At 70.5% G+C, this 26938-nt stretch carries 24 protein-coding genes; 8 read left to right on the top strand and 16 right to left on the bottom strand.

Translation table 11 applies throughout. From position 1 onward, the window contains the following. Positions 1–110 precede the first annotated feature (110 nt). Entirely contained in the window at positions 111–809 is a 699-nt protein-coding gene (locus ABR737_RS10860; RefSeq protein WP_350249975.1) for a gamma-glutamyl-gamma-aminobutyrate hydrolase family protein, read from the top strand. Between the two features lie 85 nt (positions 810–894). On the opposite strand, the gene ABR737_RS10865 is transcribed toward ABR737_RS10860, so the two are convergent. Next, a complete protein-coding gene (locus ABR737_RS10865) occupies positions 895–1827 on the bottom strand; it encodes a LysR family transcriptional regulator (protein ID WP_350249976.1) in 933 nt (310 codons plus the stop codon). Between the two features lie 86 nt (positions 1828–1913). Between ABR737_RS10865 and ABR737_RS10870 the strand changes: the two genes are divergently transcribed. Further along, the gene (locus ABR737_RS10870; protein WP_350249977.1) at positions 1914–3110 is read left to right on the top strand and encodes a TDT family transporter; all 1197 of its coding nucleotides are present in this window, start codon (positions 1914–1916) and stop codon (positions 3108–3110) included. An 18-nt stretch (positions 3111–3128) separates the two neighbouring features. Here ABR737_RS10870 and ABR737_RS10875 read toward each other — a convergent pair whose 3' ends face one another. From ABR737_RS10875 to ABR737_RS10885, 3 genes are all read right to left on the bottom strand, one after another. Further along, positions 3129–3866 (bottom strand): helical backbone metal receptor, encoded by a 738-nt coding sequence (locus ABR737_RS10875; RefSeq protein WP_350249978.1) that lies wholly within the window; start codon positions 3864–3866, stop codon positions 3129–3131. Positions 3867–3959: 93 nt separating this feature from the next. After that, on the bottom strand, positions 3960–6569 hold the full coding sequence (locus ABR737_RS10880; protein WP_350249979.1) for an ABC transporter permease/substrate binding protein: 2610 nt from the start codon (positions 6567–6569) through the stop codon (positions 3960–3962). Beyond that, positions 6562–7806 (bottom strand): quaternary amine ABC transporter ATP-binding protein, encoded by a 1245-nt coding sequence (locus ABR737_RS10885; protein WP_350249980.1) that lies wholly within the window; start codon positions 7804–7806, stop codon positions 6562–6564. The genes ABR737_RS10880 and ABR737_RS10885 overlap by 8 nt, the downstream gene beginning before the upstream one ends. Positions 7807–8033: 227 nt before the next feature. On the opposite strand from ABR737_RS10885, the gene ABR737_RS10890 reads away from it, so the two are divergent. The 4 genes from ABR737_RS10890 (at position 8034) to ABR737_RS10905 (ending at position 12594) form a co-directional block, all read left to right on the top strand. Further along, positions 8034–8948: a 5'-3' exonuclease gene (locus ABR737_RS10890; protein WP_350256743.1), complete on the top strand. Its 915-nt coding sequence runs from the start codon at positions 8034–8036 to the stop codon at positions 8946–8948. Positions 8949–8997: 49 nt separating this feature from the next. Further along, entirely contained in the window at positions 8998–9852 is an 855-nt protein-coding gene (locus ABR737_RS10895; protein WP_350249981.1) for a siderophore-interacting protein, read from the top strand. A 332-nt stretch (positions 9853–10184) separates the two neighbouring features. Further along, positions 10185–11705 (top strand): FAD-dependent monooxygenase, encoded by a 1521-nt coding sequence (locus ABR737_RS10900; RefSeq protein ID WP_350249982.1) that lies wholly within the window; start codon positions 10185–10187, stop codon positions 11703–11705. 226 nt (positions 11706–11931) lie between these two features. Next, complete coding sequence (locus tag ABR737_RS10905; RefSeq protein ID WP_350249983.1) at positions 11932–12594, top strand: SGNH/GDSL hydrolase family protein; 663 nt, start codon at positions 11932–11934, stop codon at positions 12592–12594. A 173-nt stretch (positions 12595–12767) separates the two neighbouring features. Here ABR737_RS10905 and ABR737_RS10910 read toward each other — a convergent pair whose 3' ends face one another. Further along, on the bottom strand, positions 12768–15584 hold the full coding sequence (locus tag ABR737_RS10910; RefSeq protein ID WP_350249984.1) for a DEAD/DEAH box helicase: 2817 nt from the start codon (positions 15582–15584) through the stop codon (positions 12768–12770). A 285-nt stretch (positions 15585–15869) separates the two neighbouring features. Between ABR737_RS10910 and ABR737_RS10915 the strand changes: the two genes are divergently transcribed. Continuing rightward, on the top strand, positions 15870–16157 hold the full coding sequence (locus tag ABR737_RS10915; protein WP_350249985.1) for an alpha-amylase inhibitor: 288 nt from the start codon (positions 15870–15872) through the stop codon (positions 16155–16157). A gap of 260 nt (positions 16158–16417) precedes the next feature. On the opposite strand, the gene tatC is transcribed toward ABR737_RS10915, so the two are convergent. From tatC to ABR737_RS10965, 10 genes are all read right to left on the bottom strand, one after another. Continuing rightward, the gene (gene tatC / locus ABR737_RS10920; protein WP_350249986.1) at positions 16418–17380 is read right to left on the bottom strand and encodes a twin-arginine translocase subunit TatC; all 963 of its coding nucleotides are present in this window, start codon (positions 17378–17380) and stop codon (positions 16418–16420) included. 62 nt (positions 17381–17442) lie between these two features. Beyond that, entirely contained in the window at positions 17443–17730 is a 288-nt protein-coding gene (gene tatA / locus ABR737_RS10925; RefSeq protein ID WP_350256744.1) for a Sec-independent protein translocase subunit TatA, read from the bottom strand. Positions 17731–17938: 208 nt separating this feature from the next. After that, on the bottom strand, positions 17939–18142 hold the full coding sequence (locus tag ABR737_RS10930) for a hypothetical protein (RefSeq protein WP_350249987.1): 204 nt from the start codon (positions 18140–18142) through the stop codon (positions 17939–17941). Positions 18143–18158: 16 nt separating this feature from the next. Beyond that, entirely contained in the window at positions 18159–18407 is a 249-nt protein-coding gene (locus ABR737_RS10935) for a hypothetical protein (protein WP_350249988.1), read from the bottom strand. A gap of 70 nt (positions 18408–18477) precedes the next feature. Beyond that, positions 18478–19428, bottom strand: coding sequence for a helix-turn-helix transcriptional regulator (locus tag ABR737_RS10940; protein WP_350249989.1), 951 nt, complete (start codon positions 19426–19428; stop codon positions 18478–18480). A gap of 16 nt (positions 19429–19444) precedes the next feature. Beyond that, the gene (locus ABR737_RS10945; RefSeq protein WP_350249990.1) at positions 19445–20413 is read right to left on the bottom strand and encodes a helix-turn-helix transcriptional regulator; all 969 of its coding nucleotides are present in this window, start codon (positions 20411–20413) and stop codon (positions 19445–19447) included. Between the two features lie 164 nt (positions 20414–20577). Next, positions 20578–20952 (bottom strand): FKBP-type peptidyl-prolyl cis-trans isomerase, encoded by a 375-nt coding sequence (locus tag ABR737_RS10950; RefSeq protein WP_018087767.1) that lies wholly within the window; start codon positions 20950–20952, stop codon positions 20578–20580. Between the two features lie 57 nt (positions 20953–21009). After that, a complete protein-coding gene (locus ABR737_RS10955) occupies positions 21010–21918 on the bottom strand; it encodes an FKBP-type peptidyl-prolyl cis-trans isomerase (protein ID WP_350249991.1) in 909 nt (302 codons plus the stop codon). A 238-nt stretch (positions 21919–22156) separates the two neighbouring features. Next, entirely contained in the window at positions 22157–23518 is a 1362-nt protein-coding gene (gene pafA / locus ABR737_RS10960) for a Pup--protein ligase (protein WP_350249992.1), read from the bottom strand. A gap of 9 nt (positions 23519–23527) precedes the next feature. Beyond that, on the bottom strand, positions 23528–24790 hold the full coding sequence (locus ABR737_RS10965) for an MFS transporter (RefSeq protein ID WP_350249993.1): 1263 nt from the start codon (positions 24788–24790) through the stop codon (positions 23528–23530). Between the two features lie 133 nt (positions 24791–24923). Here ABR737_RS10965 and ABR737_RS10970 point away from each other — a divergent pair, with 133 nt between their 5' ends. Then, a complete protein-coding gene (locus ABR737_RS10970) occupies positions 24924–25973 on the top strand; it encodes a LacI family DNA-binding transcriptional regulator (RefSeq protein WP_350249994.1) in 1050 nt (349 codons plus the stop codon). A gap of 70 nt (positions 25974–26043) precedes the next feature. Here ABR737_RS10970 and prcA read toward each other — a convergent pair whose 3' ends face one another. After that, positions 26044–26922, bottom strand: coding sequence for a proteasome subunit alpha (gene prcA, locus ABR737_RS10975; protein ID WP_350249995.1), 879 nt, complete (start codon positions 26920–26922; stop codon positions 26044–26046). Positions 26923–26938: the final 16 nt, after the last annotated feature.

A 26938-nucleotide genomic window follows, 5' to 3' on the forward strand; every position in this document is an offset into this window, starting at 1 on the left:
CACCCCCGGGACGCAGCCATGGCCGGCCGGGCACCTCCGGCCGGCCCCGTCCGTCCCCGCACGCACTCACTCCACCCGCCCCACTCACGCCCCACGGAGGACCGCACCCCATGTCCCAGCCCCTCATCGGCATCAGCACGTACCAGGAAGAGGCCCGGTGGGGCGTATGGGCCCTGCCCGCCGCGCTGGTGCCCGCCGGTTATCCCAAGCTGGTGCAACGCTCGGGCGGGCTGGCCGCGCTGCTGCCGCCGGGCGATCCGGACACGGCCGCCGCGGCCGTGTCCCGCCTGGACGGGCTGGTGATCGCGGGCGGCGCGGATGTGCAGCCGGCGCGCTACGGCGCGGAGCCGCACCCCAGGACCGGTCCGCCCGCCCTGGACCGGGACGCCTGGGAACTGGCCCTGATCGAGGCCGCGTTGGCGGGCGGCGTACCGCTGCTGGGCATCTGCCGCGGCCTCCAGCTGCTGAACGTGGTGCTGGGCGGCACCCTGGTCCAGCACCTCGACGGACATGCCGGAGCCCCCGGAGTCTTCGACCGGCACGACATCAAGCCGGTCCCCGGGACGCTGCTGGGCCGGGCGCTGCCCGAGCCGGTCTCCGTGCCGACGTACCACCACCAGGCCGTGGACCGGATCGGCCGCGGGCTGGTGCCGTCCGCCTACGCGGAGGACGGCACCATCGAGGCACTGGAACTCCCGGGCGCGTACGGCTTCACCCTGGCGGTGCAGTGGCATCCGGAGGCCGGGGAGGACACCCGGGTGATGGAGGCCCTGGTGGCGGCGGCGCGCGAGGCATCCGCCGCCAAGTGAGGGGGACGGGACGGGCCGCCGGGCCCGCGCCGCCCGCGGGCCCGGCACGTTCAGAGCGCCCCGTACGGCCCCGGGCCCGGCGCCCTCAGGACGCCCCGCGGGTCAGTCCCAGCAGGTCGCGGGCCGGGCCCGCGGGCCGCTGACCGGCGGGCCACACGGCCCGCAGCTCGCGGCCGAGCCGCAGCTCCCGCACCGGAATCTCGACCATCCGATGCGCGGTCAGCTCCTCGCCGACCGCGAGTTCGCTGAGCACGGACGGCGCCGCCTCGCTCACCACGGCCGCCTTCACGGCAGTGGTCGAGGCGAGTTCGAGGAGCGGTTCGGCCAGCCCGCCGTGCCCGGCGAGCGCCGCGTCCAGCACCTGGCGGGTGCCCGAGCCCCGCTCGCGCAGGATCAGCGGGGTGGCCGCGAGTTCGGCGGCGGTCAGCTCCCCCCGGCGCCGGGCCCACGGGTGCGACGGAGCGGCGACCACGACCAGCCGGTCCTGCCCGATGACCGTCCCGTCCAACCCCGCCGGCACCTGCAGCCCCTCCACGAAGCCGAGGTCCGCTTCGCCGCCCAGCAGCCGCTCGGCCACCGCGCCGGAATTGCCCGCAAGCAGCGATACGGCGGTCCCGGGCCGCCGCGCGCGCAGGGCGATCAGCCACCCCGGCAGCAGATACTCGGCGATCGTCATGCTGGCCGCGACCCGCAGCCGTGAATCGCGCTGCCCCCGCAGCGCCTGCGCACCGGCGTCGAAGGCCTCGGCAGCCTCCACCACCCGGCGCGCCCAGTCCGTCACCAGGGCCCCGGCATCCGTCAACCGGGAGCCGCGCGGCGAGCGTTCGACCAGCGCCACTCCCAACTGCCGCTCCATGGAGCGGAGGCGGCTGCTGGCGGCGGGCTGGGAGATGCCCCGCGCCCGGGCGGCCCGCCCCAGACTGCCGAGCCGGGCAATGGCGAGCAGCAGCTCCAGCGCACCGAGATCCGGGACCCGGTGTGCCAGCGATACGGCGGCCGGCCCGGCGTCATCACTCATAAGTCCCCCTGCACATAACGCCAGCTTATGCCCTCATAGACACGAGGTCCCTGGTGACGGCCGTCCCGGGCGCCCACGCTGTTCTCATGGCATCTCCCGCGCAAGCACCTTCCCGCCCCGGCACCGACCCCGGCACCAGCGCCGACACCGCCCCCCAACCCGGTCCCGCCGCCGGTCCCGTCCCCGACCCCGGCACACCCGATACCGCGCCCTCGGTCCGCCATCTCGGGCCGAACTGGTACGCCGCCGTCATGGGCACCGCGATCGTCGCCAACGCGGGCGCGGTCCTGCCGCACACCTCCCCCGTCCTGCACATCGCCTACCGGGTCGTCTGGGCGCTGTCGGCGCTGATGCTGCTGACGCTGCTGGCCGCGCGAGGTGTGCACTGGGTCCGCCACCGCGACCAGGCGCGCCGCCATCTGCTCGACCCGGCCGTCGCCCCCTTCTACGGATGCCTGGCCATGGCCCTGCTGGCGGTCGGCGGCGGCACGCTGGCCGTGGGCCGGGAGGTCATCGGCGAACCGGCCGCGGTGGCCGCCGACGCCGCGCTGTGGATCCTGGGCACCCTTGTCGGCCTCCTCTGCGCCGTCGGGATCCCGTACCTGATGGTGACCCGGCACCGTATCGAGCCCGGCAGCGCCTCTCCCGTCTGGTTGCTGCCGCTGGTCGCCCCCATGGTCTCGGCGGCACTCGGCCCGGCCCTGGTCCCGTATCTGCCGGCCGGCCAGTGGCAGGCGGCCCTGCTGTTCGCCTGCTACGCCCTGTTCGGCGTGTCGCTGCTGGCCACGCTGCTCGTCCTGCCGCTCGTGGTGTCCCGGCTGATCCACCACGGCCCGCTCCCCCTCGCGCTCACCCCCACGCTGTTCCTCGTCCTGGGCCCCCTGGGGCAGTCCACCACCGCGGTGGTCAACCTCGGCCATGCCGCACCGGGCGTCGTGGACGCCACCTCCGCACACGCCATGGGCGCCTTCGCGGTGCTCTACGGCGTCCCGGTCATGGGCTTCGCCCTCCTCTGGCTGGCGATCGCGGCCGCGATGGTGGTGCGCGCCGTCCGCAACGGCATGGGTTTCGCGATGACCTGGTGGGGCTTCACCTTCCCCGTCGGGACCTGCGTCACGGGCGCGGCGGGGCTGGCCCGGCGCACCGGCCTGACCGCCTTCGACTGGCTCGCGGTGGGCCTGTTCGCGCTCCTGGTGACCGCCGTGGCGGTGACCGCCACCCGCACCGCAGCCGGCCTGGTCCGTGGACACCTGCTGGCGCCGCCCCGTCCGGTCACGGCCTGAGGGCCGTACGCCGCTCCCTCACCGCGCCGCGGCCAGCGCCTCGGCCAGCTCGCCCGGAGCTCGCACCAGGGAAGGCCCGTACCAGGTCAGATACCGGCCGCTGACCAGCGCCGCGGGCAGGCCGGGGAACGCCTCGGGACCGTCCGCGGCGCTGAAGCGGTACGGCTCGTCGGGCAGCACCACGAGGTCGGCGGCAAAGGCCCGGAGCACATCGAGCGGGACACGGGGGTAGCGGTCGGCGTGGTCCGCGCAGAGATTGCGGACGCCCAGGCGCGCCAGGAGGTCCCCGGCGAAGGTGTCCCGGCCCAGCACCATCCACGGGCGCCGCCAGACGGGCACCACCGCCGCCCGCTCCGCCGCCGGGGCCGGCAGCTCACGCCAGGCGGCCTCGGCGCCGTCCAGCCACGGCGGCCGGGCCAGCCCGCAGCCGTGGACGAGGACCCGCTCCAGCTCCCGGAACGCCTGCGGCAGGGTCCGTACTTCGGTGACCAGCACCGAGATCCCGGCGGCGCGCAGCGCGGCGAGGTCCGGCTCCCGGTTCTCCTCCTCGTTGGCGAGCACGAGGTCGGGGGCGAGGGCGGCGATCCGCTCCGTGTCCGGGTTCTTGGTGCCGCCGATGCGTACGACATCGAGCCCGGCCGGCTCGCTGCACCAGTCGGTGGCCCCCACCAGCAGCCCGGGGGCGGTGCAGGCGACCGCCTCCGTCAGCGAGGGCACGAGGGAGACCACGCGGCGCGGCGGAGTGCGGCTCGTCATGGCGCCAGCCTCGCACGGAACGGACGGCCGAGCCCCGCCACCGAAGGATCCGGTGGCGGGGCTCGGCCGCGGCGGCGTGGGCGCCGATGAGGGTTACTTCACGGGTGCCATCTTGTCGACGATGCCCGGATGGGCATCGATCCACTTCTGGACGCCCTTGTTCTCGTTGCCCTTGCCGGCCGCCTGGATGTCCTTCTCCAGGCTGCCGAGCTCATCGGCGCTCATCTTCCAGTTCTTCAACCAGCCGTTGAACTCCGGGAATTTCTCCGGGAAGCTCTTGTTGCCGATCGTCTTGATCTGGTTGTTGGCGCCCCAGGTGCCCTGCGGGTCCTTGAGCTTGGTGAGGTGGTACTTGCTGTACGCCCAGTGCGGGGACCACAGGACCACCGCGATGGGCTCCTTCTTGGCGTAGGCCCGCTCCAGCTCGGTGAGCATGGCGCTGGTCCCGGCCTCGGTGACGTCGAAGCCGTCCAGGCCGTACGCGGGAGACACCACGCTCTTGAGGCGCTTCATCTCGCCGGTGCCGGGCTCGATCCCGATGATCTTGCCGCCGAAGGTGTCCTTGTGCTTGCGCAGATCGTCCAGGGTCTTCACGCCCTTGACGTAGGACGGTACGGCGATCTCCAGGGAGGTCTTGTCGTACCAGGCCCCGACATCGACGAGATCCTTTTTGTACTTGTCCCAGTACTGCTTCTGCGCCACCGGAAGCCAGCCGTCGGTTTCGACATCGACCTGCCCCGTCGACAAACCGGTCCACATCGGGCCGACATCGAGGTTCTGCAGCTTCGGCCTGTAGCCCCGCTTCTCCAGGATGTTCTTCCAGAGGTACGTGGTGGCGATGCCCTCATCCCACGCCGGGTAGCCCATGGTCGGGGTCTTGCCCGCGTCCTTGCCCTTGGCGTAATTGGCCTTGGCGGACGGCGCCAGCTTGTTGACCATGCCCGGGTGCTGCTTGAGCCAGGCGCGCACGCCCTCCTGCTCATGTCCCGTCCCGGCGTTCTTGACCTCGCTCTCCAGGCTGGTGAGCTGCTTCTCGTCCAGGTGGAAGTTCTTCATCCAGCCGGCGACCTGGGGCTCGTCGTGGGAGAAGCCCTTGCGGCCCAGCATGTGCAGGCTGTCCCCGGAGCCGAAGGAGCCCTTGGGGTCCTTGAGCTTGGTCAGCTTGTACTTGTCGTAGGCCCAGTGCGGCGACCACAGCGTGACGGCGATCGGCTTCTTGTCGTGGATCGAGCGGTCCAGCTCGGTGAGCATGGACGAGGTGCTGGACTCCACGACCTTGTACTCGCCGCCCAGGCCGTAATCCTTGAGGACCTTGTCCTTGAGGATCTTCATCTCGCCCGCGCCCGGCTCGATGCCGACGATCTTGCCGCCGAAGGTGCCGCCCTTGCCCTTGAGGTCGTCCAGGGTCTTGACGTCCTTCATATAGGACGGGACCGCGATCTCCAGGGAGGTCTTGTCGTACCAGGCGCCCAGGTCCTCGAGCTTGTTCTTGTACTTCTTCCAGTACTCCGCGTGGGTCGTCGGCAGCCAGGCATTGGTCTGTACGTCGATGTCACCACGGGCCTGGCCGGTGAAGAGCGGGCCGGCGTCCAGGGCCTGGGCCCGGGGCTTGTAGCCGCGCTGTTCCAGGATCTCCTTCCACAGGAAGGTCGTGGCCTTGCCCTCGTCCCAGTTGACGTAGCCGAGGCTGACCGGCCGGCCGTTGCCGTCGGTGCCCCCCGCGCCGCTGCCGCTGTCCTTGCCGAAGACGCTCATCCCGCCGGCGACCAGCGCGAGCACGACCACGGCGACCGTCGCCAGGGAGGTCGCGGGCTTCCAGTGGAGGAACTTCAGGCCGCCGAGCGCGGCCTGCGCCTTGGCCAGCGCGCGCCGGCCGAGCGGGGAGACCCGCTGGTTGAGCGCGCTGGTCATCCGGTCCAGGTACACCGCGAGGATGACGACCGCGAGACCGCCCTCCGCGCCCAGCTTCACGTCGACCGAGCTGAGCGAGAGGTAGACGGTGCCGCCGAGGCCGGCCCCGCCGACCATGCCGGCGATGACGACCATGGACAGCGCCAGCATGATGACCTGGTTGATACCGGCCATGATCGTCGGCAGCGCGAGCGGCAGCTGTACGCGGAAGAGCGTGCGCCGCGGATGGGTACCGAACGCGTCGGCGGCCTCGACCAGTTCACCGTCGACCTGCCGGATGCCCAGTTCGGTCATGCGGACCGCGGGCGGCATGGAGAAGACGATGGTCGACACGATGCCGGGGACGGCGCCCAGGCCGAAGAAGAGGATGCCGGGGATCAGGTAGACCATCGCGGGCATCGTCTGCATCAGGTCCAGGACCGGACGCACCGCTCCGCTGACGGCACGGTTGCGGGCCGCCCAGATACCGAGCGGGACGGCGACCGCGACCGTGATGATGCAGGCCACCAGCACCAGCGAGAGCGACTGCATGGTCTGGTGCCACTGCTCGATCGAGTCGATCAGGGCGAAGCCGATGAAGGTCAGCACGGCGGCCGGCAGGCCCCGCAGCCACCAGGCGATCACCGCGAAAATGCCCGTCAGGAGCAGCGGCGTGGGGCCGGAGAGGACCGCGAGGATGCCGTCGTAGAAGCCGCCCAGCACGGTCGTGACGAAGTGGAAAAGCCACTCGGCGTGGTCCCGCAGCCATTCGACCAGGCTGTCGGCCCAACTGCCTATCGGAATCCTAGGCACCGGCGTTCACCTTGTCCTCGGGGTCGTGGTCCGTGGACGTGTTCCCGGACGTGGGCTCGGAGGTCTTCTCCACCGGTGTCTTCGTCGGCGTCTTCTCCGCCGGCGTCTTCTGCGCGGCCGTCCCGCCGTCGGCCCCGGCCGGGACGGTGCCGGCCGGCGCCGGGCTCTGCTCCGCGGCCTCCCCGAGGACGGCCAGCAGCCGCTCGGCCGTGACGGCGCCGACCAGCGTGCCCTGCTCATCGGTCACGGCGACCGGAACGCTGCTGGTCGAGCAGGGCGTGAACAGCTCGACCAGCGGGGTGTCGGCACCGACCACCGCGGGCGCCGCGGCCCGGAACTCCGCCGCGGTGGTGAGCTTGCCGCCCTCCGGGGTCGTGGCGCCGAGCACGGTCCCGACCTCGGCCATGATCGCGCCCGCGGTCAGCACCCGGGTGCGGTCCACGTCCTGGGTGAAGGAGGCGACATAGTCGTTGGCCGGTGTGACGAGGATGTCCTCGGCGCTGCCGATCTGCACGATCCGGCCGTCGCGCATCACGGCGATCCGGTCGCCGAGGCGCATGGCCTCGTTCAGGTCATGGGTGATGAAGACGATGGTCTTCTTCAGCGACTTCTGCAGCTCCAGCAGCTGGTCCTGCATATCGCGGCGGATCAGCGGGTCGAGCGCACTGAAGGACTCGTCCATCAGCAGCAGATCGGCGTTGGTGGCCAGCGCACGGGCCAGTCCCACGCGCTGCTGCATACCGCCGGACAGCTCGTCGGGCCAGGACTTCTCCCAGCCCTTGAGCCCGGTGAGTTCCAGCGCTTCGGTGGCGCGCGCGATGCGCTCGGCGCGCGGTACGCCCTGCACTTCGAGGCCGTAGGCGGCGTTCTCCAGCACACTGCGGTGCGGGAAGAGCGCAAAGTGCTGGAAGACCATGGAGATCTTCTGGGAGCGGACCTTGCGCAGCTCCTTGTCGCTGAGCGACGTCAGGTCCTGGCCGTCGAAGCGGACGGTCCCCGCGGTCGGCTCCAGCAGCCCGTTGAGCGTGCGCAGCAGCGTGGACTTGCCCGATCCGGAGAGACCCATGACGACGAATATCTGGCCCTCGTCGACCTCGATCGAGGCGTCGATCACCGCGGCAGTGGTGCCCTCGGCCCGCAGCTCCTCCCGGTCGGCGCCGGCTTCGAGTTTGCGGACCGCGTCCTCGGGTCGTCTGCCGAACACTTTGTACAGGTGCTCGGCTTGCAGCCTGGCCACATATGCCTCTCTTGTCGATCGGAGGACGACCTGCCACCCCCGTAGCCAGGTCGCGGAGCGGGACGGGTTCCGCCCGCCTTTACCGGTCGAAAGGTTGAATCTCGACCGGGTCCACTCCGGCTGCGCACCTGCCCTTCTTTATCTGGCTCAAACAAAGCTGTGATTCAGCTCACTTCGGCGTGACGTATGGGGCATACGGCAAGATGCGGGATGTGACTCGACGCCTGATGCTCCTCGACACCGCCTCTCTCTACTTCCGCGCCTATTTCGGGGTACCGGAATCAGTCAAGGCCCCGGACGGCACCCCGGTGAATGCGGTACGCGGCCTGCTGGACTTCATCGCCCGGCTCGTCCAGGACCACCACCCCGATGACCTGGTCGCCTGCATGGATTTCGACTGGCGCCCCCAGTGGCGGGTCGACCTGATCCCCTCGTACAAGGCACACCGGGTCGCCGAGGAAGCCCCGTCGGGCTCCGCGGAGCCCGACGAGGAGGAGATCCCCGACACCCTCTCGCCCCAGGTGCCGGTCATCGAGGACGTCCTGGACGCCCTGGGCATCGCCCGCATCGGGGCGGCCGGCTACGAGGCCGATGACGTCATCGGCACCCTGACCGCGCAGGCGAAGGGCCCGGTGGACATCGTCACCGGCGACCGCGACCTCTTCCAGCTCGTCGACGACCGGCGCGGCATCCGCATCCTGTATCCGCTCAAGGGCGTCGGCACCCTCCAGATCACCGACGAGGCCCTGTTGCGCGAGAAGTACGGCGTGGACGGCCCGGGTTACGCCGATCTGGCGCTGCTGCGCGGCGACCCCAGCGACGGCCTGCCGGGCGTACCGGGGATCGGCGAGAAGACCGCCGCCAAACTGCTGGACACCTACGGCGACCTGGCGGGCATCATGGCCGCCGCCGGCGATCCGGCCTCGAAGGTGACCCCCGCCCAGCGCAAGCGGCTGCTGGAGGCGCGCCCCTATCTCGCCGTCGCCCCGAAGGTCGTGAAGGTGGCCACCGACGTACCCGTCCCCGCCGTCGACCCCACCCTGCCCGCCGAACCGGCCGACCCCGAGCGCCTGGAGGCACTGGCCGCCCGATGGGGCCTCGGTGGCGCCCTGCAGCGTCTGCTCCTCACCCTGAGCCGATGACCTGTTAGGTTAGGTATACCTAATAAATATCGTCTCAGGGGAGATTGCCGTGGCAGCAGAGCGTCCGTCCCGCAAGAAGCCCACCGTGCACCGCGCCCAGGTGCAGCGTACCGAGCAGCTCACCCCGCACATGGTCCGAGTGGTACTGGGCGGTGAAGGGCTGGCGGAGTTCACGGCGGGCGAGTACTCCGACCATTACGTGAAGCTGGTCTTTCCGCTGCCCGGCGTGCGCTACCCCGAGCCGTTCGACATCGCGCAGATCCGCGCCGACTTCCCTCGCGACCAGTGGCCCAGCACCCGTACGTACACCGTGCGCGCCTGGGATGCCGGAACCCGCGAGCTGACCGTGGACTTCGTGGTGCACGGCGACGAGGGCCTGGCCGGGCCGTGGGCGGCCACGGTGAAGCCGGGTGAGGAGATCTTCCTGCTCGGCCCCGGCGGCTCGTACGTCCCCGAGGCCGGAGCCGACTGGCACCTGCTGGCGGGCGACGAGAGCGCGCTGCCCGCCATCGCGGCCTCCCTGGCCCGGATGCCCGCGGGGGTGCCGGTGCACGCCTTCATCGAGGTGGCGGGCCCGGAGGAGCGCCAGGAACTGGAGGTACCGACCGGCGCCGAGGTCAGCTGGCTGTACCGCGGTGCCGCGCCGGTCGGCCGCGAACTGGTCGCCGCCGTACGGGGGCTGGAGTTCCCGTCCGGTCAGGTCCAGGCGTTCGTGCACGGCGAGGCCGGGTTCGTGAAGGAGCTGCGCCACCTGCTCCGCGTCGAGCACGCGATCCCGCGTGAGGCCCTGTCCCTCTCGGGGTACTGGCGCACCGGCCATAACGAGGACGGCTGGCAGGCCGCCAAGCGCGACTGGAACCAGCAGGTCGAGGCCGAACAGGAGTCTGCGGCAGCGGCTTCCTGACCGCTGCGGCCTCCTCCTGACCGCTGCGGCGGATTCCCCTGCGGCCCTTCCTTCCCCGCCGAACCGCCGCCCCGCCTTCCCTTCTCACCGCGTTCCCTTCTCCCCGCGTCCCCTTCTCCCCGCCTTCCGGACCGGAAGGCGGGGCAGTCGTCGTGCCCGTTTGCCACCGGCCCGGACCGGTGGAGCCGTGGTGTCGACGGCACATCGGGGGCTATCGGTCCGGTGTCGGCGGCATATCGGGGAATGTCGGTCCGGTGTCGGTGGGGTCCGGCACCCTTCGAGAGGTCCCGCCGGGTGTCCGTCCGGCTGGGGGTTGGAGAAGGGGATTTCTTGTGCATGACGTAGTGATCGTGGGGGCCGGCCCGGTTGGTCTGTTCCTTGCCTGCGAGCTCGGGCTCGCGGGTTGCTCTGTCCTGGTGCTCGAGCGGGAGCCGGGGATCGGCTCCCCGTTGAAGGTGAAGCCGCTCGGGATCCGGGGCCTGTCCGCCGCGTCGGTCGAGGCGTTCTACCGCCGCGGGATGCTGCGCCCACTGCAGACCGCATCCGGCATCCCACACGATCCCGGCGCGGAACTCGACGCGGACGAGCCGTCACGCCCTCGTGGCGTGGGCCATTTCGCCGGCATGATGCTCGATCCGGCCAACCTCGACCTCGCAGCCCTGCCGTACCGGCTTCCCAGCCCGGCGTCGGAGGGCATGCCGACGTACCTCGACACGGTCGAGACGCTGCTGTCCGAGCAGGCATCCACACTCGGCGTGGAAATCAGGCGCGGCGTCACCGTCTCAGCCATCGTCCAGAACGAGGAGAGCGCGATCGCGCAAGCCGGTGCGGACGAGTACGCGGCGCGCTGGGTCGTCGGCTGCGATGGCGGACGCAGTGCGGTGCGTCGGCTCGCGGGCTTTGAATTCGTCGGCTCCGAGCCGCAGTTCACCGGATATCTCATGCACGCCACCGTTGCCGATCCCGAGAAGCTGCGCCCTTGGTTCAACCTGACGCCGACGGGCATGTACCTCCAGATGCCCGCGCCGGGGCACATCGGCGTGATGGACTTCGACGGCGGCGCGTTCGATCGCTCGCAGCAGCCGACTCGCGACCACCTCCAGGCGGTGCTGCGCCATGTGTCCGGCACCGATGTGACGCTGAGCGACGTACATATCGCCTCGAGCTTCACCGATCGGGCGATGCAGACGACGACCTACCGGCGCGGACGCGTCCTGCTCGCGGGCGACGCCGCTCACATCCACTCGCCCCTGGGCGGGCAGGGACTCAACCTCGGCATCGGCGACGCCGTGAACCTGGGGTGGAAGCTCGCGGCGACCGTGCGGGGATACGCGCCGGACGGGCTGCTCGACACCTACACCCGCGAGCGCCATCCGATCGGCGCGGCGGTGCTCGACTGGTCGCGCGCCCAGGTGGCGGCCATGCGGCCGGACCCGCACGGCCAGGCGGTCCAAGGAGTGATACGCGACCTGCTCGGGACCCGTGACGGAACGACCTACGTGTTCCAGCGGGTGTCGGGATCGTCGATCCGTTACGACCTGGGCGGCGAGCATCCCCTGGTCGGCCGCAGCGCCCCAGACCTTCGCTTCGAAGACGGCACCCGCCTCGGCGACCTGATGCGGGACGGACGGGGCGTCGCGCTCGATTTCAGCACCGACCCATGCCTGCGCGGGGCAGCGAGGGGCTGGGAGAGCCGAATGCGGTATGCAGCCGGTCCGGCGCGGAACGACCTCGGCCTGGGTGCCGTGCTGGTCCGGCCCGACGGCGTCATCGCCTGGGCAGGTGATCGCGCCCCTGACCGTGAAGCGTTCGAGCGGGCCGCCGGCCAGTGGTTCGGCGCTCCGGAAAGCTGAAGCAGCCACCCCGTCCGCGTGAGCTGCTGCCCCGTTCTCCTCAGCTGCTGCCCCGTTTCCTTTCGTTCCTGCTCCTTCCTGCAAGCGCCAAAAGGCCGCGCAGGGAAGCGTTCCGATGCGATGTCAGCCGCCGGAACATCACCGTTCTCATCTTTTTCCTCTCCTCACCGGAGTTCTCACCCCGAGTTGTCACCCCGAGTTCCATTCCCGAGTCCAAGGAGCGCACATGACGATCACCATCCGGCCGGGAAGCACTGTGATGTTCACCGGCGATTCGATCACCGACTGCCAGCGGCTGGAGAGCGAGGACGGTCTCGGGTTCGGCTACCCGCTGCGCGTCGCGGGCGAGTGGGGACTCCGGCACCCTGACCGCCCCGTGACCTGGCTGAACACCGGGGTGGGCGGCCACAAGGTGAGGGATCTCGAAGCCCGCTGGCGGACAGACGTACTCGACGCGCGCCCGGACGTGGTGTCGATCCTCGTCGGGGTCAACGACATGGGCTGGCACACGCTGGACCCGGAGGGGTACGTGATCCCCGTGGAGGACTTCGAAGCGGGTTATGACCGTCTGCTCGCGCCCCTCGCCGAGGCCGGCACGGAGCTGATACTCATCGAGCCGTTCCTCCTGCCGATCCACGGCGTCGTCGAGGCCGGTGACGTGCTCATCGGAGAGAAGGAGCGGGAGGAATGGCGCACCGACCTGGACCCGAAGATCCAGGTCGTACGCAAGCTCGCCCGCACGTACGGCGCTCAACTGCTCGCCGCCGACGGCATGTTCGCCGAGCTCGCCGCGACGGCCGGGCCGGAGTACTGGGCCGCGGACGGCGTGCACCCGACGCCGGCCGGTCACGCCGCCCTCGCGGCGGCCTGGCTGCGCCTGGTCGCGTGACCGGGCCGCGCGGCGCGAGGAAGTGGCCGCACGCGACGCGCAGCGGGCGGCCGCCGACGGCCGGCGGGCGTGGGGCATCCGCCTCCGCCCGGTAGACGACAGCAGCCGGCGCCGCACCCCTGCCATGAGGGGTGCGGCGCCGTGGCACTGCCGGGCCGGGCCGGCCCTGCCGCTCAGCCCACCGACGAATACGCCACCACGCCGCGCAGCACACCGTCCACGGCCTTGCGGGCGGTACGCGCCACCGTGCCGCCGGGCGGGGCCGCCGCGGCGATCTGGCCGAGGACGTCGACCAGCTGCTTGCACCAGCGGACGAAGTCACCGGCGGGCATCTCCGCCTCCCGCAGGACCTCGTCGAGGCCGAAGCCGGAGGCCCAGCGGTACGCGGCCCAGGCGAAGCCGAGGTCCGGCTCGCGCTGGCCGACGCCCTCCGCCTGGTTGATCTTGTGGTCCTCCTCCAGGGCGTCCAGCCGGCCCCAGATGCGGACCATCTCGCCCAGCGCGTCCCTGGCCTTGCCGGCCGGCAGCTTGGGTGCCACCGCGTCGTCCGCCTGGCGTGCCTCGTACACCAGCGCCGAGGCGCAGGCCGCCAGCTCCGCCGGGCCAAGGTCCTCCCAGACGCCCTCGCGCAGGCATTCGCTCGCCAGCAGATCCAGCTCGCCGTAGAGCCGGGCCAGGCGGCGGCCCTCATCGGTGACCGTGTCGCCTTCGAGGTAGTCCAGCCCGGTCAGCAGGGCGCAGATCCGGTCGAAGGTGCGGGCGATGGTGTTGGTCCGCCCCTCGATCCGGCGCTCCAACTGGCGGGTGTCGCGCAGCAGTCGGTGATAGCGCTCCGCCCAGCGGGCGTGGTCCTCGCGTTCGGCGCAGCCATGGCAGGGGTGCGCCCGGATCTCCGTCCGCAGCCGGGAGATCTCGCGGTCGTCGGCCGCCGCCGAGCGGGGCTTGCGGTGCCGCGACGGCACCCTGTGTCCCGCCTTCGTCCGCAGCGCGGAGGCCAGATCGCGGCGCGACTGCGGGCTGCGGGCGTTGAAGGACTTGGGGATCCGCATCCGGTCCAGCGCCTCGACCGGCACCGGGAAATCGATCGACCCCAGCCGCTTGACCTGCCGCTCGGCGGTCAGCACCAGCGGACGCGGGCCGTCCTGCGCCTCGAAGCCACGATGGCCGTTGGTCCGCCCCGACGGCATACCGGGGTCGAGGACCAGCGCAAGGCCCGCGTATTTGCCGGTCGGCACATGGATGACGTCGCCGGGCTTCAGCTTCTCCAGCGCCGCCGCGGCCGCCACCCGCCGCTGTGCCGCGCCCTGCTTGGCCAGCTCCGTCTCCCGCTCCTTCAGCTCCCGCCGCAGCCGGGAGTACTCCTCGAAGTCGCCGAGGTGACAGGTCATCGAGCCGCGGTAGCCCTCCAGCCCCTCCTCGTTCTTCTGCACCTGCCGCGTGATCCCGACCACCGACTTGTCGGCCTGGAACTGCGCGAAGGACATCTCCAGCAGCTCCCGCGAACGGTGCCTGCCGAACTGCGAGACGAGGTTGACCGCCATGTTGTACGACGGCTTGAAGGAGGACCGCAGCGGATACGTACGGGTCCCGGCGAGCCCGGCCAGCGCGCCCGGGTTCATCCCCCGCTGCCACAGCACCACCGCATGGCCCTCGATGTCGATCCCGCGGCGCCCTGCGCGGCCGGTCAGCTGGGTGTACTCACCGGGGGTGATGTCGGCATGCTGCTCGCCGTTCCACTTCACGAGCTTTTCCAACACCACGGAACGCGCGGGCATGTTGATGCCCAGCGCCAGCGTCTCGGTGGCGAAGACGGCCTTGACCAGGCCCTTGACGAACAGCTCCTCGACGACCTCCTTGAACGTCGGCAGCATGCCGGCGTGGTGCGCCGCGATGCCCCGCTCCAGACCCTCCAGCCATTCGAAGTAGCCCAGCACATGGAGGTCGTCGTCCGGGATGCCGGCCGTCCGCGCCTCCACTATGCGGCGGACCTCCTCGCGGCCCTCCTGGTCGTTGAGCCGCAGGCCCGAATACAGGCACTGCTGGACGGCGGACTCGCAGCCTGCGCGGCTGAAGATGAAGGTGATCGCGGGCAGCAGGCCCTCGTTGTCGAGGCGGTCGATGACCTCGGGCCGGCTGGGCGTCCAGATCCGGGCACGCTGGCGCCGCTCACGCTCACGGTCCGCCTCGCGCAGATTGCGGCCCCGGCGCTTGTCCCGGCCGAACGTCGGCCGGCTGTTCTCCATCCGCGCCAGCCGCTCCAGATCGGGATTGACCTCGCGGCGGCCGCCGCTCCGCCCGTCCCGCTCCTCGAACAGGTCGTATATCCGGCGGCCCGCGAGGACGTGCTGCCACAGCGGCACCGGGCGGTGCTCGGAGACGATCACAGCCGTGTCACCACGGACCGTGTCCAGCCAGTCGCCGAACTCCTCGGCGTTGGAGACCGTCGCCGACAGTGACACCAGCGTCACCGATTCGGGCAGATGGATGATCACCTCTTCCCAGACGGCGCCGCGGAAGCGGTCGGAGAGGTAGTGCACCTCGTCCATCACCACATAGCCGAGGCCGACCAGGGAACGGGAACCGGCATAGAGCATGTTGCGCAGCACCTCGGTGGTCATCACGACCACCGGGGCTTCGGAGTTGACACTGTTGTCGCCGGTCAGCAGACCGACCTTGTCGGCGCCGTAACGCTTGACCAGATCCTGGTACTTCTGGTTGGACAGCGCCTTGATGGGCGTGGTGTAGAAGCATTTTCGGCCCTGCTCCAGGGCCAGGTGGACGGCGAATTCGCCGACGATCGTCTTTCCGGATCCGGTAGGGGCCGCGACCAGCACGCCCTTGCCGGCCTCCAGGGCCTGGCACGCCTCGACCTGGAACGGGTCCAGGCCGAAGTCGTACATCTCTCGGAAAGGGGCGAGTGCGGTGGCCTGCTCGGCCGCCCGGAGCTTGGCGGCGGCATAGCGCTCAGCAGGGGACATGTCCTCGGTCATCGTGCTTACGAGCCTACCGGCCACCTCTGACAACGACCGGATCTTTATGCCCAGCCTTTGCCCGGCCCCCTGCGGTCCCGGAACCCGGGGCACCCGCGCACGAGGCAGCGGACGGCCGGGTGCCGGACGGGAACAATATCGCTGTCATGATCACCAGCGAACCCCTAAGATCATCTTGATGATTCCGTGCCTCCGCGGGATGTCAGCGGCGCCTTATGACCGAAGGCGTCGCCCGCGGGCGGAGCGGAGGAGGCTGCGTATGCCTCCGACGACGAAGGGGGACCGATGAACAAGTTCAAGGCAGCAACGGTGTCCGCGGCGCTGGCCGTGACCGCGGTGGGGATTCCGATGGCGACGGCCGGTCCGGCGGCAGCTGCGGGCGTGGGCAAGTGCGTCAAGGCGACGTGGCACCCGAGCAAGAACTCCGTGTACATCGTCAACGACTGCACGAAGAAGATCAAGGTGCAGATCGCCGAGCGCTTCTGGCCCGACAGCGACTGCTACACGATCAAGCCGAAGGGCGAGCTCCACTACACGGGCACCGGCCAGCTGCAGGGCATCAAGTACTGCTGAAGCCGTACCGACCGGGGCAGCCCCGTCTCCGCGCTTGCCGCGGCCGGGCAGATCACGGTGAAGGGGCGGGGAGCCGGCCATACGGCCCCCCGCCCCTTCGTCCGCTCGTACCACGCGACGGACCGGCTTCGCGCCGCGCGAAAGGGGAGGCTCCGGTGGAGCCTCCCCTTTCACTCATTCTCCGGCGTTACGGGGCCACGTCCCCACGTCGCGCCGAGCCCGGGTGAGAGGGCATCAGCCCCCTCCGGCTGCTTCCTCCGTCAGGTGACGTCGTCGAAGCCGCGGTGCCTCGCGTCGCCGTCTCCGCTTGCCTGCTCCGGCAGCGCCGCGGTCGCCGGCACCGGCTCGATCTCACCGATGTCCTCAGGCGTCAGATCGAGGTCGGAGGCCTCGTCGTCGGCCGGCCCCGACGCGAGCCGTCGCCGCCGCCGGGCATCGTTGGCCAGCGCAATTCCGACCGCGCCGAAGTACAGCGCGACGATTGGGACCGCCAGGCCGAGCATGGTCACCGGGTCCGTACTCGGTGTCGCGATCGCCGCGAAGACCGTGATGCCCATGATCATCGCCCGCCACCAGCCGAGCATGCGCTTGCCGGTGATGACACCGGCGAAGTTCAGCATGACCAGGAGCAAAGGCAGCTCGAAGGACAGGCCGAACACGATGACCATCCGCGCGATGAGGTCGAGCAGCTTGTCCAGCGTGAGGAGGTTGCCGATGCCGACCGGGGTGAACTGGAGGAGGACGTCCGCCGTGGTGGGCAGCACCCGGTAGGCGAAGTAGCCGCCGGCCAGGAACAGCGGAAAGCCCACACCGACGAAGCTGAGCGCGTACTTCTTCTCGTTGCGGTGCAGCCCCGGGGCGAGGAAGGCCCAGAGCTGGTAGAGCCAGACCGGCGCTGACAGGATGAGACCGGCGACCAAGGAGACCTTCAGCGCGAGGGTGAAGGGGCCGAGCAGGTCCATCATCACGATGCTGGCGCACCGCGACCCCTTCTCCTGCTTGGCGAGGTCGGTGAAGAGTGAGTCGCAGCCCACCGACTGCAGCACCGGCTTCGTGAAGAAGTTGATGATTGCTTCGTAGAAGAAGGCCGCGACGACCGTCGCAATGACGATGGCCAGCATGCCTTTGGCGAGCCGGTTGCGGAGCTCACGCAGGTGCTCCACGAGAGGCATCCGCCCCTCGGGGTCCTTCACCTTTTGCTTTTTGGGGGCAGACTTGAGCAACCCACGTCCTCATCTCATGCGACGGGCAGCGGCCCGCGCCACTGCCACAGTCAAGCCCTGGTTCAGCGCTGCACGCTGTGATCGTTCTCGGCGACCGGTCGACCGCCGTTCACGTCACCAGGAGCCGCCTTGATGGTCCGGGGTGCACTCTGCGAGTCGGGGTTCGGCGGATCGGAGGGGGCTTCCTGCTGCTGGCCGCCCTCGGACTTCATCGCCTTCGCCTCGCTCTTGAGGATGCGGGCGGACTTGCCGAGCGAGCGGGCCATGTCGGGCAGCTTCTTGGCACCGAACAGCAGGACGACGACGACGAGAATGAGAATGATCTCAGGAGCGCCGATCTTTCCGAACAACATAAGCGTCTACCTTCTCACCGAGGCGGCTGGGATGGAGCCAGGCCGGACATCCGTCCGCCCGCCGTGCTAGCAGCGATCGTAACGCTCACCGGTAAACGCTGGGCAACCCCTGTGCGCACTCCCGGTAGCGGGCCGCGCCGCATACTTCGGCCCTGCGGAACAGCCTACCGTCCACACGTACGAGCGCTTCGGCCCGTCACGCCTGCTACTCCGTTTCTCGCCACTGCCCCGATGCGGCCAGCGGTGCCGCCGCCCGCTCCAGGTCCTCGGCGGCCCGCTGGATCCGCTCCGAACTCGCGCCGACCTGGCGGGCCAGCCGTCGCACCTCGGCGAAGACACGTACGGCCAGGACACCGAGCACGGCGATCCCGGCGAAGCCGAGGGCGATTGCGATCATGGGCCAGAGCATGGGGCGAGCCTATCGGTCAGCCCGTGTGCAGCCGCAGCGTGCGGACCCCGCCGCCGGTCAGCAGCTCGACGATCCGCTCACCGGCCGGTTTGCGCACCGCGCGGCGGCAGTCGGGGCAGGTGAAGGAGTAGAAGGTGGTGCGGCTGCTGGCGCCGATCGCCAGCCGGAAGGCGTCCGAGGCCAGCTCGAAGCGGCCCCGGCAGTCCGGGCAGGCCGCTTTGAAGAGCACCGGCGTGGACATGCCCGCCAGGGTGGTGGTCATCATCGTGGTCGTCATCCTTCGCTGCCGTCCCGTGCTCCCTGCGCACGGCGGTGCGCCGCCCGGCGCGCCGTCTTCACTCGCCGTACGCCGCGAGCGCCTGGTCGGCGGCCTGCCGCGCGCTGTCCGCGAGTTCCTGCGGCGCCACGATGCGGCCGTCCCGGCCCAGGCGCAGCGCCAGCCGCCGCAGCGAGGCCGGATCGGGGGTGCGCAGCGTGATGCGCAGTCCGCCGTCGGGAAGCTCCTCGGCGCTGTCGTGCGGGTAGTACTCGGCGACCCAGCGGCCGCCGGGCCCGACCTCGATGGACACCTCGGGGTCCTCGGCCGCGGGCTGCACCAGTCCCTCCGACAGGTCGCGCAGCTCGACCGGCGGCGGGTCGGCGGGGGCGTCCAGCAGCTTGATCTCGGCGACCCGGTCGAGCCGGAAGGTCCGCCGGGCCTCGGAGAGCCGGCACCACGCCTCCATATAGGTGTGGCCGACGGCGAACAGCCGGATCGGGTCGACCTCACGCTCGGTCAGCTCGTCGCGGGCCGGGGAGTAGTAGCGCAGCCACAGCCGCCGCCGCTCGGCGATGGCCCGGTCCACATCGGCGAAGACCCCGCCCTCGGACTCGAAGGTCACCGACAGCCGGGCACTGGCGCCGGCCGCCTCGCCGGCCGCCGCCTCCAGCTTGGCGGTGGCCCGCAGCAGCGCCTGCCGGTCGCCCTCGCGCAGTCCGGGGAGGGTCGCCACGGCCCGGGCCGCGACCAGCAGCGCCGTCGCCTCGTCGGCCGCCAGCCGCAGCGGCTCGGCGACATCGTCGGGGTTGTGCCACCAGATGCGGTCGCCGTCGGTGTCGATGTCCAGGAGGTCGCCGCCGCGGAAGCTCGTCCCGCACATCGGCAGGACGTCGAGGTCGCCGATCAGCTCGTCCTCGGTGATGCCGAAGGCGCGGGCGACGTCCCCGACGCGGGCGCCGGGGCGCTCGCGCAGATAGGTCACCAGTGACAGCATCCGGCGGGTCTGGTCGATCGCGTTCGTCGCCATGGGTCTCGTATCCCTCTCAGCCCTTGGCCACGGCACGCAGCCGGTCGATGACCTCGGCGCGCAGTTCCGCAGGTTCCAGTACGACCACATCGGGCCCGAACTCCACCAGCCAGGCGTCGAGGCCGTGGCCGTTGGGGATCTCCAGCTCGTCCCAGCCGCCGCCCAGCTCGCGGACGGTGAGCGCGCGGGCGCGCAGCGGATAGCCGTGCTCGGCGCGGAGCTTGATCCTGGCGGTGCCGGTCGCGGTCTCCCCGGCCCAGCTCTCGACGGTCTCGCGGACGGTGACGTGATCGGGCACCGGCGCGGTGAACGCCCCTTGCCGGGAACGGACCTTGCCGGTGATCCGGGAGAGCCGGAAGACCCGCTCCGCCTTGCGCTCGCGGTCCCAGCCGGCGACGTACCAATGCCCCCGCCAGCACTCCAGGATCCACGGTTCGACCTGCCGCTGCTCGGGGCGGGCGGCGTTCGACTTGCGGTAGTCGAAGACGACCGGGCGGCGGTCCCGGCAGGCCAGCATCAACGGCTCGAAGGCGGCCTCATGAGCGGGGATACGGGGTTCCAGGGCGCTGTGCGGCTGCCCGGCGTCGTAGTCCGTACCGTCCCCGGCCAGCGGCATACCGGCCGCGCGCAGCTTCTGGAGCGCACCGCTGGCGGCACCGGCCAGCCGGGCCTGCTGCCAGATCTTCGCGGCGAGCCCCAGGGCGGCGGCCTCCTCGGCGTCCAGGGTGATCGGGGGCAGGCGGTTGCTGTCGCGGCGGGCGAGGTAGCCGATATCGCCCTCGATGCCCTCGACGGTCTCGATGACCAGGCCGAGCTCGCGCAGATCGTCCTTGTCTCGCTCGAACATGCGGTTGAACGAGTCGTGGCTGCCGGCCTCGATATAGGCCTCGATGGACGACCTCAGCTCACGCTTGGTCAGCGGGCGTCGCGTCCCCAGCAGGCACAGCGCCAGATTCATCAGCCGCTCGGCCTTGGCAATGGCCATCGACGCCCTTTCTCGTTGAACTCCCGATCGTTGACCGTACCGCTCGGGGAGGTCAGGGCAAAGCCGGAACGGTAAGCAGGCGGACACGCCCGAGGGCCCGCGCCATGGCGGCACGGGCCCTCGGAAACGTCAGCGGCGGTCGCGCACCGCGACCGGCAGTGGTCTCAGACGGAGACCAGGTCGCAGACGAAGATCAGCGTCTCGCCCGGGGCGATCCGGCCGCCGCCGGCACCGCGGTCGCCGTACGCGAGGTGCGCGGGGATGGTGAGCCGGCGGCGGCCGCCGACCTTCATGCCCTGCACGCCCTGGTCCCAGCCGGCGATGACCTGGCCGGCGCCCAGCTGGAACTGCAGCGGCTTACCGCGGTTCCAGCTCGCGTCGAACTCCTCGCCGGTGCTGAACGACACGCCGACGTAGTGGACGGAGACGGTGTCCCCGGCCTTGGCGACCGGCCCGTCGCCCTCCGTCAGGTCCACGATCTCGAGCTCGGTGGGAGCCGGGCCCTCAGGAAAGTCGATCTCGGGCTTGTCGATGCTCACGAATGTGCTCCTACTTACGAATCTTTACGATTACGGCGTCAGTCTCGCAGATCTGCGTCAGCTGACGCTGAGCACGTCCACGGAGAACACCAGATCGGAGCCGATGGACTTCTGCTGCTGAGCGGTCAGCTTGCTCTTGGGGACCACGATCAGCACCCGGCTGCCGGCCTTCTTCCCCTTGAGGCCTTCCTTCCACCCCGGCAGCTGCGCGACCGGCACATCCTGCGCCCCGGGCTGTCCCGGCGCCCAGGTGTCGGCGATCACCTTGCCGTCCTTCCAGGTGACCACCGTGTAGTTGGCCCGCACGATGCTCTTGTCACTGATCGTCGCGCCCTTGCCCTGGATGATCGTCTCGCTCTTGACGTCCTTCGGGGCGTCCTGGCCCTTGGGCAGGGTGATCTTCGGCGCCTTGTTGTCGATGGCGGTCCCGACCTTGGGGAGATCGGAGTCGTTCTGCGCGACCGGCTTGCCCTCGATCTTGCTCGGCATGATCTTCTTGAGGTCGACGACGAAGACCAGCGTGGAGTTGGCAGGAATGTTCTGCTGCGCCTGGGCGCCGTATCCCTTGTCCGGCGGGATGACCAACTCGACACGGCTGCCGAGCTTCTGACCCACCAGGCCCTCGTCCCAGCCCTTGATGACCTTGCCGCTGCCGATCTCGAAGGTGGCCGGCGCGCCACGGTCCCAGCTGTTGTCGAAGGCCTTGCCGTCCCAGGTCTGGCCGAGGTAGTTGGCGTTCAGGGCCTCGCCCTTCTTCACCTCCGGCCCGTCACCCTTTTTGAGGACCTTGACCTGAAGCTTCTTGGGAGGGGCGCCCTCGCCCTTGTCGACCTTGGGCTTGGCATCCGCCTGGCCGCTCACCGCCGGCGCGGCGCCGGTCTGGGATGAGTCGTCATTGCCGCAGGCCGCTGCAGAAACGAGAAGCAGGGGCACGGCGATCAGGGCTGCGATTGGGCGTCGGCGCACGTATATCCCTCAAAACGGGCTGCGATCAGTGAATGGACAGATCCACTCTAGCCACGCGACACGACAATGGCGGGCCCGTGTCACACGGACCCCGCCACTGTCCCATCCGACCGGCCCCTTCACCGGCACCCCACGCCTGGGATACCGCTACTCCACCGGGCCGGAGTCCCTACCGTGCGTCACACAGGGACCCGGCCCGGCACCGGCGGCGGCACGCTCCCGCATCCGGTGCCTCCGGTCACATGCCGGCGATCAGCTTCTCCACCCGGTCGTCCACCGAACGGAAGGGGTCCTTGCACAGCACCGTGCGCTGCGCCTGGTCATTCAGCTTGAGATGCACCCAGTCGACCGTGAAGTCACGGCGTTGCTCCTGCGCCCGGCGAATGAAGTCACCGCGCAGCCTGGCGCGAGTGGTCTGCGGCGGCACCGACTTGCCCTCGAAGATCTTCACGTCATTACAGATCCGCGCCGCTTGCCCCTTCCGCTCCAGGAGGTAGTACAGCCCCCGGCGGCGGTGGATGTCGTGATAAGCGAGGTCTATCTGCGCCACCCGGGGGTGGGACATGGTGATGTTGTTCTTTGTGCGATACCGCTCGATCAGTTGATGTTTCATCACCCAGTCGATCTCGGTGGAGATACGGTCCAGCTCCTCCTCCCGGATCGCCTCGAGCGTGCGGCCCCAGAGTTCCAGGACCCGTTCGACGGTGCCCGTACGGATTCCGCGGCGGTCGCAGAAATCCACGGCCTTTTCGTAGTACTCCTGCTGGACCTCGAGCGCCGATGCCTCGCGCCCGCTGGCCAGCCGCACCTTGCGCTGCCCGGTGATGTCATGGCTGACCTCACGGATGGCCCGGATCGGGTTCTCCAGCGTCAGATCCCGCATGACCGTGCCCGCCTCGATCATGCGCAGTACGAGATCGGTGGCCCCGACCTTCAGCATCATGGTCGTCTCGGACATATTGGAGTCCCCGACGATGACATGCAGCCGGCGATAGCGCTCGGCATCCGCATGCGGTTCATCGCGGGTGTTGATGATCGGCCGGGAACGGGTGGTCGCCGAGGAGACCCCCTCCCAGATGTGCTCCGCGCGCTGGCTGACGCAGTAGACGGCGCCCCGCGGAGTCTGCAGCACCTTGCCCGCGCCGCACAGCAGCTGACGGGTGACGAGGAACGGGATGAGGATGTCCGCGAGCCGGGAGAACTCACCATGACGGGCCACGAGGTAATTCTCGTGGCATCCGTAGGAGTTTCCCGCCGAATCGGTGTTGTTCTTGAAGAGATAGACGTCGCCCGCGATTCCCTCCTCGTGCAGGCGGCGTTCGGCGTCGACGAGCAGGCCTTCGAGAATGCGCTCGCCGGCCTTGTCGTGCGTGACCAGCTCGGTCACGTTGTCGCACTCGGGAGTTGCGTATTCCGGGTGCGAACCCACGTCCAAGTACAGGCGGGCGCCGTTCCGCAGGAAGACATTGCTGCTGCGGCCCCATGACACGACACGGCGGAAGAGGTACCGCGCCACTTCGTCAGGCGACAGTCGGCGCTGTCCCCTGAACGTGCACGTGACGCCGTACTCGTTCTCCAGCCCGAAAATGCGGCGGTCCATGACTGAACATTACGCCTGACGGCCTGCTCTGAAACCGGGTTCGACGGCCCCGTTTCGATCATTTTCCGCCGGGGCCGCACCTGCCGTACGCAGCACGGGATCCCCGAGAAATCGCTTCGTCGACAAAAGGACGAGCAGCGCGGCGAGCCCACCGGCGCCGGCCACCGTGAAACCCGCCACCGCGCCGCCGCCTTCCACGGCCGGGCCCACCACGGAAGCACCCACCGCCGATCCGACACCGAACGTCGTCACCAGCCAGGAAAACGCCTCCGTGACCGTGCCCCGGGGCGCATGACGGTCCACCACCACGAACGCACAGGCCAGCGCCGGCGCCAGGAACACCCCCGCGACCCCGGTCAACACCGTCATTCCGGCCACCCCCGGCACCAGCACCAGTGGCAGATAGCCCAGCGCCAGCAGCCCGATCAGCAGCCGCAGCCGGCTCTCCGGCCGCCCCGGCCACTCGCGCGCGCCGTAGCCGAGGCCACCGATCAGCGCGCCGATACCCAGCGCGGACAGCAGCCAGCTGGAGACCGCCATCCCCCCGCCGTGCTCCTCCGCATACGCCACCGCCGCGACCGCGATCGAGCCCAGCGCCAGCCCCACGAAGAAGAACGCCCCGATCAGCACCAGCATCCCGGCCGAGCGCAACGCACCCAGCCAGTGCGCCTCACGCGGCCCGCTGCGCCACTGCCGGGACGGTTCGGAGACCACGACGGAGAGCGCCCCGAGGACCCCGAGCAGGTTGATCACCAACAGCGCCGCCCCCTCCGACCAGGCCGCCACGCACAGTGTCACCAGCAACGGTCCCACCGCGAACATGACTTCCTGCGCCACCGCGTCCAGCGCATAGGCGGCGTGCACCCGGTCCGCACGCTTGAGCACCCCGGGCCACAGCGCCCGCAGACCGCCCTCCAGGGGCGGGGTGAAGAAACCGGCGATCACCATGGCGGCGTAGGCGAGCCACAGCACATCCAGGCCGACGGCCGCGAGCAGCGCCATCCCGAGCGCGGAGAGCACCGCGGCGGGCAGCATCACCCGCGGCTGGCCGTAGAGGTCCACCGCCCGGCCCAGCAGCGGCTGGCCGATGGCGTTGCAGACGCCGTAGACCGCGGAGAGCGCACCGGCCAAGGCATAGCTGCCGCCCTCGGCGCGTACGAAGAGGACCACGGCCAGTGCCGCGGTGGCGTTCGGCAGCCTGCCGACCAGCGTCCCCGCCAGAAGCCGGGCCGCATGCCGGGTTCTGAGCAGCTCCGCATATCCCGCGGCCATCCCTGCCCCTTTTCTTCCGTCCGGACCGGTCGGACCGGCCGGACATGGTACGTATAACCTTCGCCGTTATACGTATCATGACCCTGATCCGCAGTCCACCCGCCATCGCCGTGCGCAAGGAGCGAAACCCCCGGTGACCAGCAACGAGACCAGCACACCCGGCCGGCGCCCGGCCGCCGCGCGCACGACCAGCCGGGACGTGGCCCGTGCCGCCGGAGTCTCCCAGGCCGCCGTCTCGCTCGTGCTGGGCGGCAAATGGCGCGGCCGGGTCTCCCCCGCCAAGGCCGAAGCCGTCCGCACCGCCGCCCGCGAGCTGGGCTACCGCCCCAACCTTGCCGCCCGCAGCCTGCGGATGGGCCGCACCCGCACCGTGCTGCTGGTCGTCCCCGCCCTGACCACCGAATTCTTCGCCCGCGTCTACACCGGAGCGGCCCGGGTCGCCGCCGAGCACGACTTCGGAGTGGTCCTCTACCCCTCCCCCGAGGGCATCGGCCCGGCCCGCGACCCCTTCGACTCCGCGGCGGCCACCCTGGACGGCGTGATCGCCTCGTCGATGGCCGCCGAAGCCCTCACCGCGCTCCGCGACGCGGACCTGCCGCTGGTCATGCTGGACAGCGACCCCGACGACGACCGGGCCACCGCCACCGTCAACCTCGACATCGCCGACGGCGTCCGGCAGTTGACCGGCCATCTGACGGCCCTCGGCCACCGCCGCATCACCCACCTCGCCGCCGATGTGGACTCCTGGACCTTCGAGCTGCGCGCCCGCGCCGTCACCGAGGCCCTGGAGGGCACCCCCGGCGCACTGCTGCGCCGGCAGCCGGCCGCCCTCCGGGTCGACGCCGGGCTGCACGCCGCCCACGCCGCCCTGACCGCCCCCGGCCCCCGCCCCACCGCCCTGCTCTGCGACGACGACCTCATCGCCGCGGGCGCCTGCAAAGCCGTACGCCGTCTGGGCCTGCGGGTGCCCGAGGACGTCTCCGTCACCGGCTTCGACGACCTGGCCCTGGCCCTCGCCGTCGAGCCGGAACTGACGACCGTACGGCTGCCCGCCGAGGAGTTCGGCGAGGCCGGGATGCGGGCCCTGATGAGCGTGCTCGACGGTCAGCCGGCCGAGGCCCCGACCCTGCCGGTCGAACTGATCACCCGGGGCTCCACCGCTCCGGCCGCGGACGTCCCGTGAAACGCAGCGCGCCCCGGCGGGCAGTGACCCACCGGGGCGCGCGACCGGGGACACGCCCCGCAGCCTGACGTCAGAGCAGGGGCTCCCCGTCGGAGCCCTCGTCGCCCGACGCTCCCTTGCTCTTGTCCTGCTTGCTTCCCTTGTCCTTCGCGCCCTTGTCGCCGCTTTCGCCGGCGGTGGCCCCGGACTCCCCGGCACCGGCGTCCGCATCCGCATCCGCGTCCGCCGCCTCACCGGCGTCCGCCCCGCCGCTCTCGTCCAGCAGCCGGGACAGCTGCCGCCCCAGGATCCGCTTGAACTTGCGCTGCTGGGGACGCGTACGGTCCAGCGTCGCGACCTCCAGCTGCTCGGCGGTCAGCCGGCGCTCGCTGCCGTTGTTGTCCCGCGACAGCGACTCCATGGCCAGCTTGAGCGCCTCGGCCAGCGTCATACCGTCGCGGTGGCGCTGGTCGAGGTAGCTGCTGATCTGGTCCGCGTTGCCGCCGACCGCCACCGAGCCGTGCTCGTCGACGATCGAGCCGTCGTGCGGAAGGCGGTAGATCTGGTCGTCCTCGGGGGCCGCGCCGACCTCGGCGACGATCAGCTCGACCTCGTAGGGCTTCTCGGCGGCGCTGGAGAAGATCGTGCCGAGCGTCTGGGCGTAGACATTCGCCAGACCCCGCGCGGTCACGTCCTCACGGTCGTAGGTGTAGCCCCGCAGATCGGCGTAGCGCACCCCGCCGATGCGCAGGTTCTCGAACTCGTTGTACTTGCCGACCGCCGCAAAGGCGATCCGGTCATAGATCTCGCTGACCTTGTGCAGGGCGCGGGAGGGATTCTCGGCGACGAAGACCACGCCGTCGGTGTACTGCAGCACCACGACACTCCGGCCGCGCGCGATGCCCTTGCGGGCGTACTCGGCGCGGTCCGCCATGGCCTGCTGGGGTGAGACATAGAACGGCGTCGACACCGGCTATCCGTCCCTT

Origin of the sequence: Streptomyces sp. Edi2 (genome assembly GCF_040253635.1) — a bacterium.
Lineage (GTDB): Bacteria > Actinomycetota > Actinomycetes > Streptomycetales > Streptomycetaceae > Streptomyces.

What these genes read in the sequence shown, in the direction of transcription:
- ABR737_RS10910 (WP_350249984.1), bottom strand. Translation starts at nt 15,584, where the DNA reads ATGACCGAGGACATGTCCCCTGCTGAGCGCTATGCCGCCGCCAAGCTC.
- ABR737_RS10860 (WP_350249975.1), top strand. Translation starts at nt 111, where the DNA reads ATGTCCCAGCCCCTCATCGGCATCAGCACGTACCAGGAAGAGGCCCGG.
- ABR737_RS10930 (WP_350249987.1), bottom strand. Translation starts at nt 18,142, where the DNA reads ATGCTCTGGCCCATGATCGCAATCGCCCTCGGCTTCGCCGGGATCGCC.
- ABR737_RS10875 (WP_350249978.1), bottom strand. Translation starts at nt 3,866, where the DNA reads ATGACGAGCCGCACTCCGCCGCGCCGCGTGGTCTCCCTCGTGCCCTCG.
- ABR737_RS10915 (WP_350249985.1), top strand. Translation starts at nt 15,870, where the DNA reads ATGAACAAGTTCAAGGCAGCAACGGTGTCCGCGGCGCTGGCCGTGACC.
- ABR737_RS10905 (WP_350249983.1), top strand. Translation starts at nt 11,932, where the DNA reads ATGACGATCACCATCCGGCCGGGAAGCACTGTGATGTTCACCGGCGAT.
- ABR737_RS10940 (WP_350249989.1), bottom strand. Translation starts at nt 19,428, where the DNA reads ATGGCGACGAACGCGATCGACCAGACCCGCCGGATGCTGTCACTGGTG.
- ABR737_RS10870 (WP_350249977.1), top strand. Translation starts at nt 1,914, where the DNA reads ATGGCATCTCCCGCGCAAGCACCTTCCCGCCCCGGCACCGACCCCGGC.
- ABR737_RS10865 (WP_350249976.1), bottom strand. Translation starts at nt 1,827, where the DNA reads ATGAGTGATGACGCCGGGCCGGCCGCCGTATCGCTGGCACACCGGGTC.
- ABR737_RS10945 (WP_350249990.1), bottom strand. Translation starts at nt 20,413, where the DNA reads ATGGCCATTGCCAAGGCCGAGCGGCTGATGAATCTGGCGCTGTGCCTG.
- ABR737_RS10890 (WP_350256743.1), top strand. Translation starts at nt 8,034, where the DNA reads ATGCTCCTCGACACCGCCTCTCTCTACTTCCGCGCCTATTTCGGGGTA.
- ABR737_RS10965 (WP_350249993.1), bottom strand. Translation starts at nt 24,790, where the DNA reads ATGGCCGCGGGATATGCGGAGCTGCTCAGAACCCGGCATGCGGCCCGG.
- pafA (WP_350249992.1), bottom strand. Translation starts at nt 23,518, where the DNA reads ATGGACCGCCGCATTTTCGGGCTGGAGAACGAGTACGGCGTCACGTGC.
- ABR737_RS10935 (WP_350249988.1), bottom strand. Translation starts at nt 18,407, where the DNA reads ATGATGACCACCACCCTGGCGGGCATGTCCACGCCGGTGCTCTTCAAA.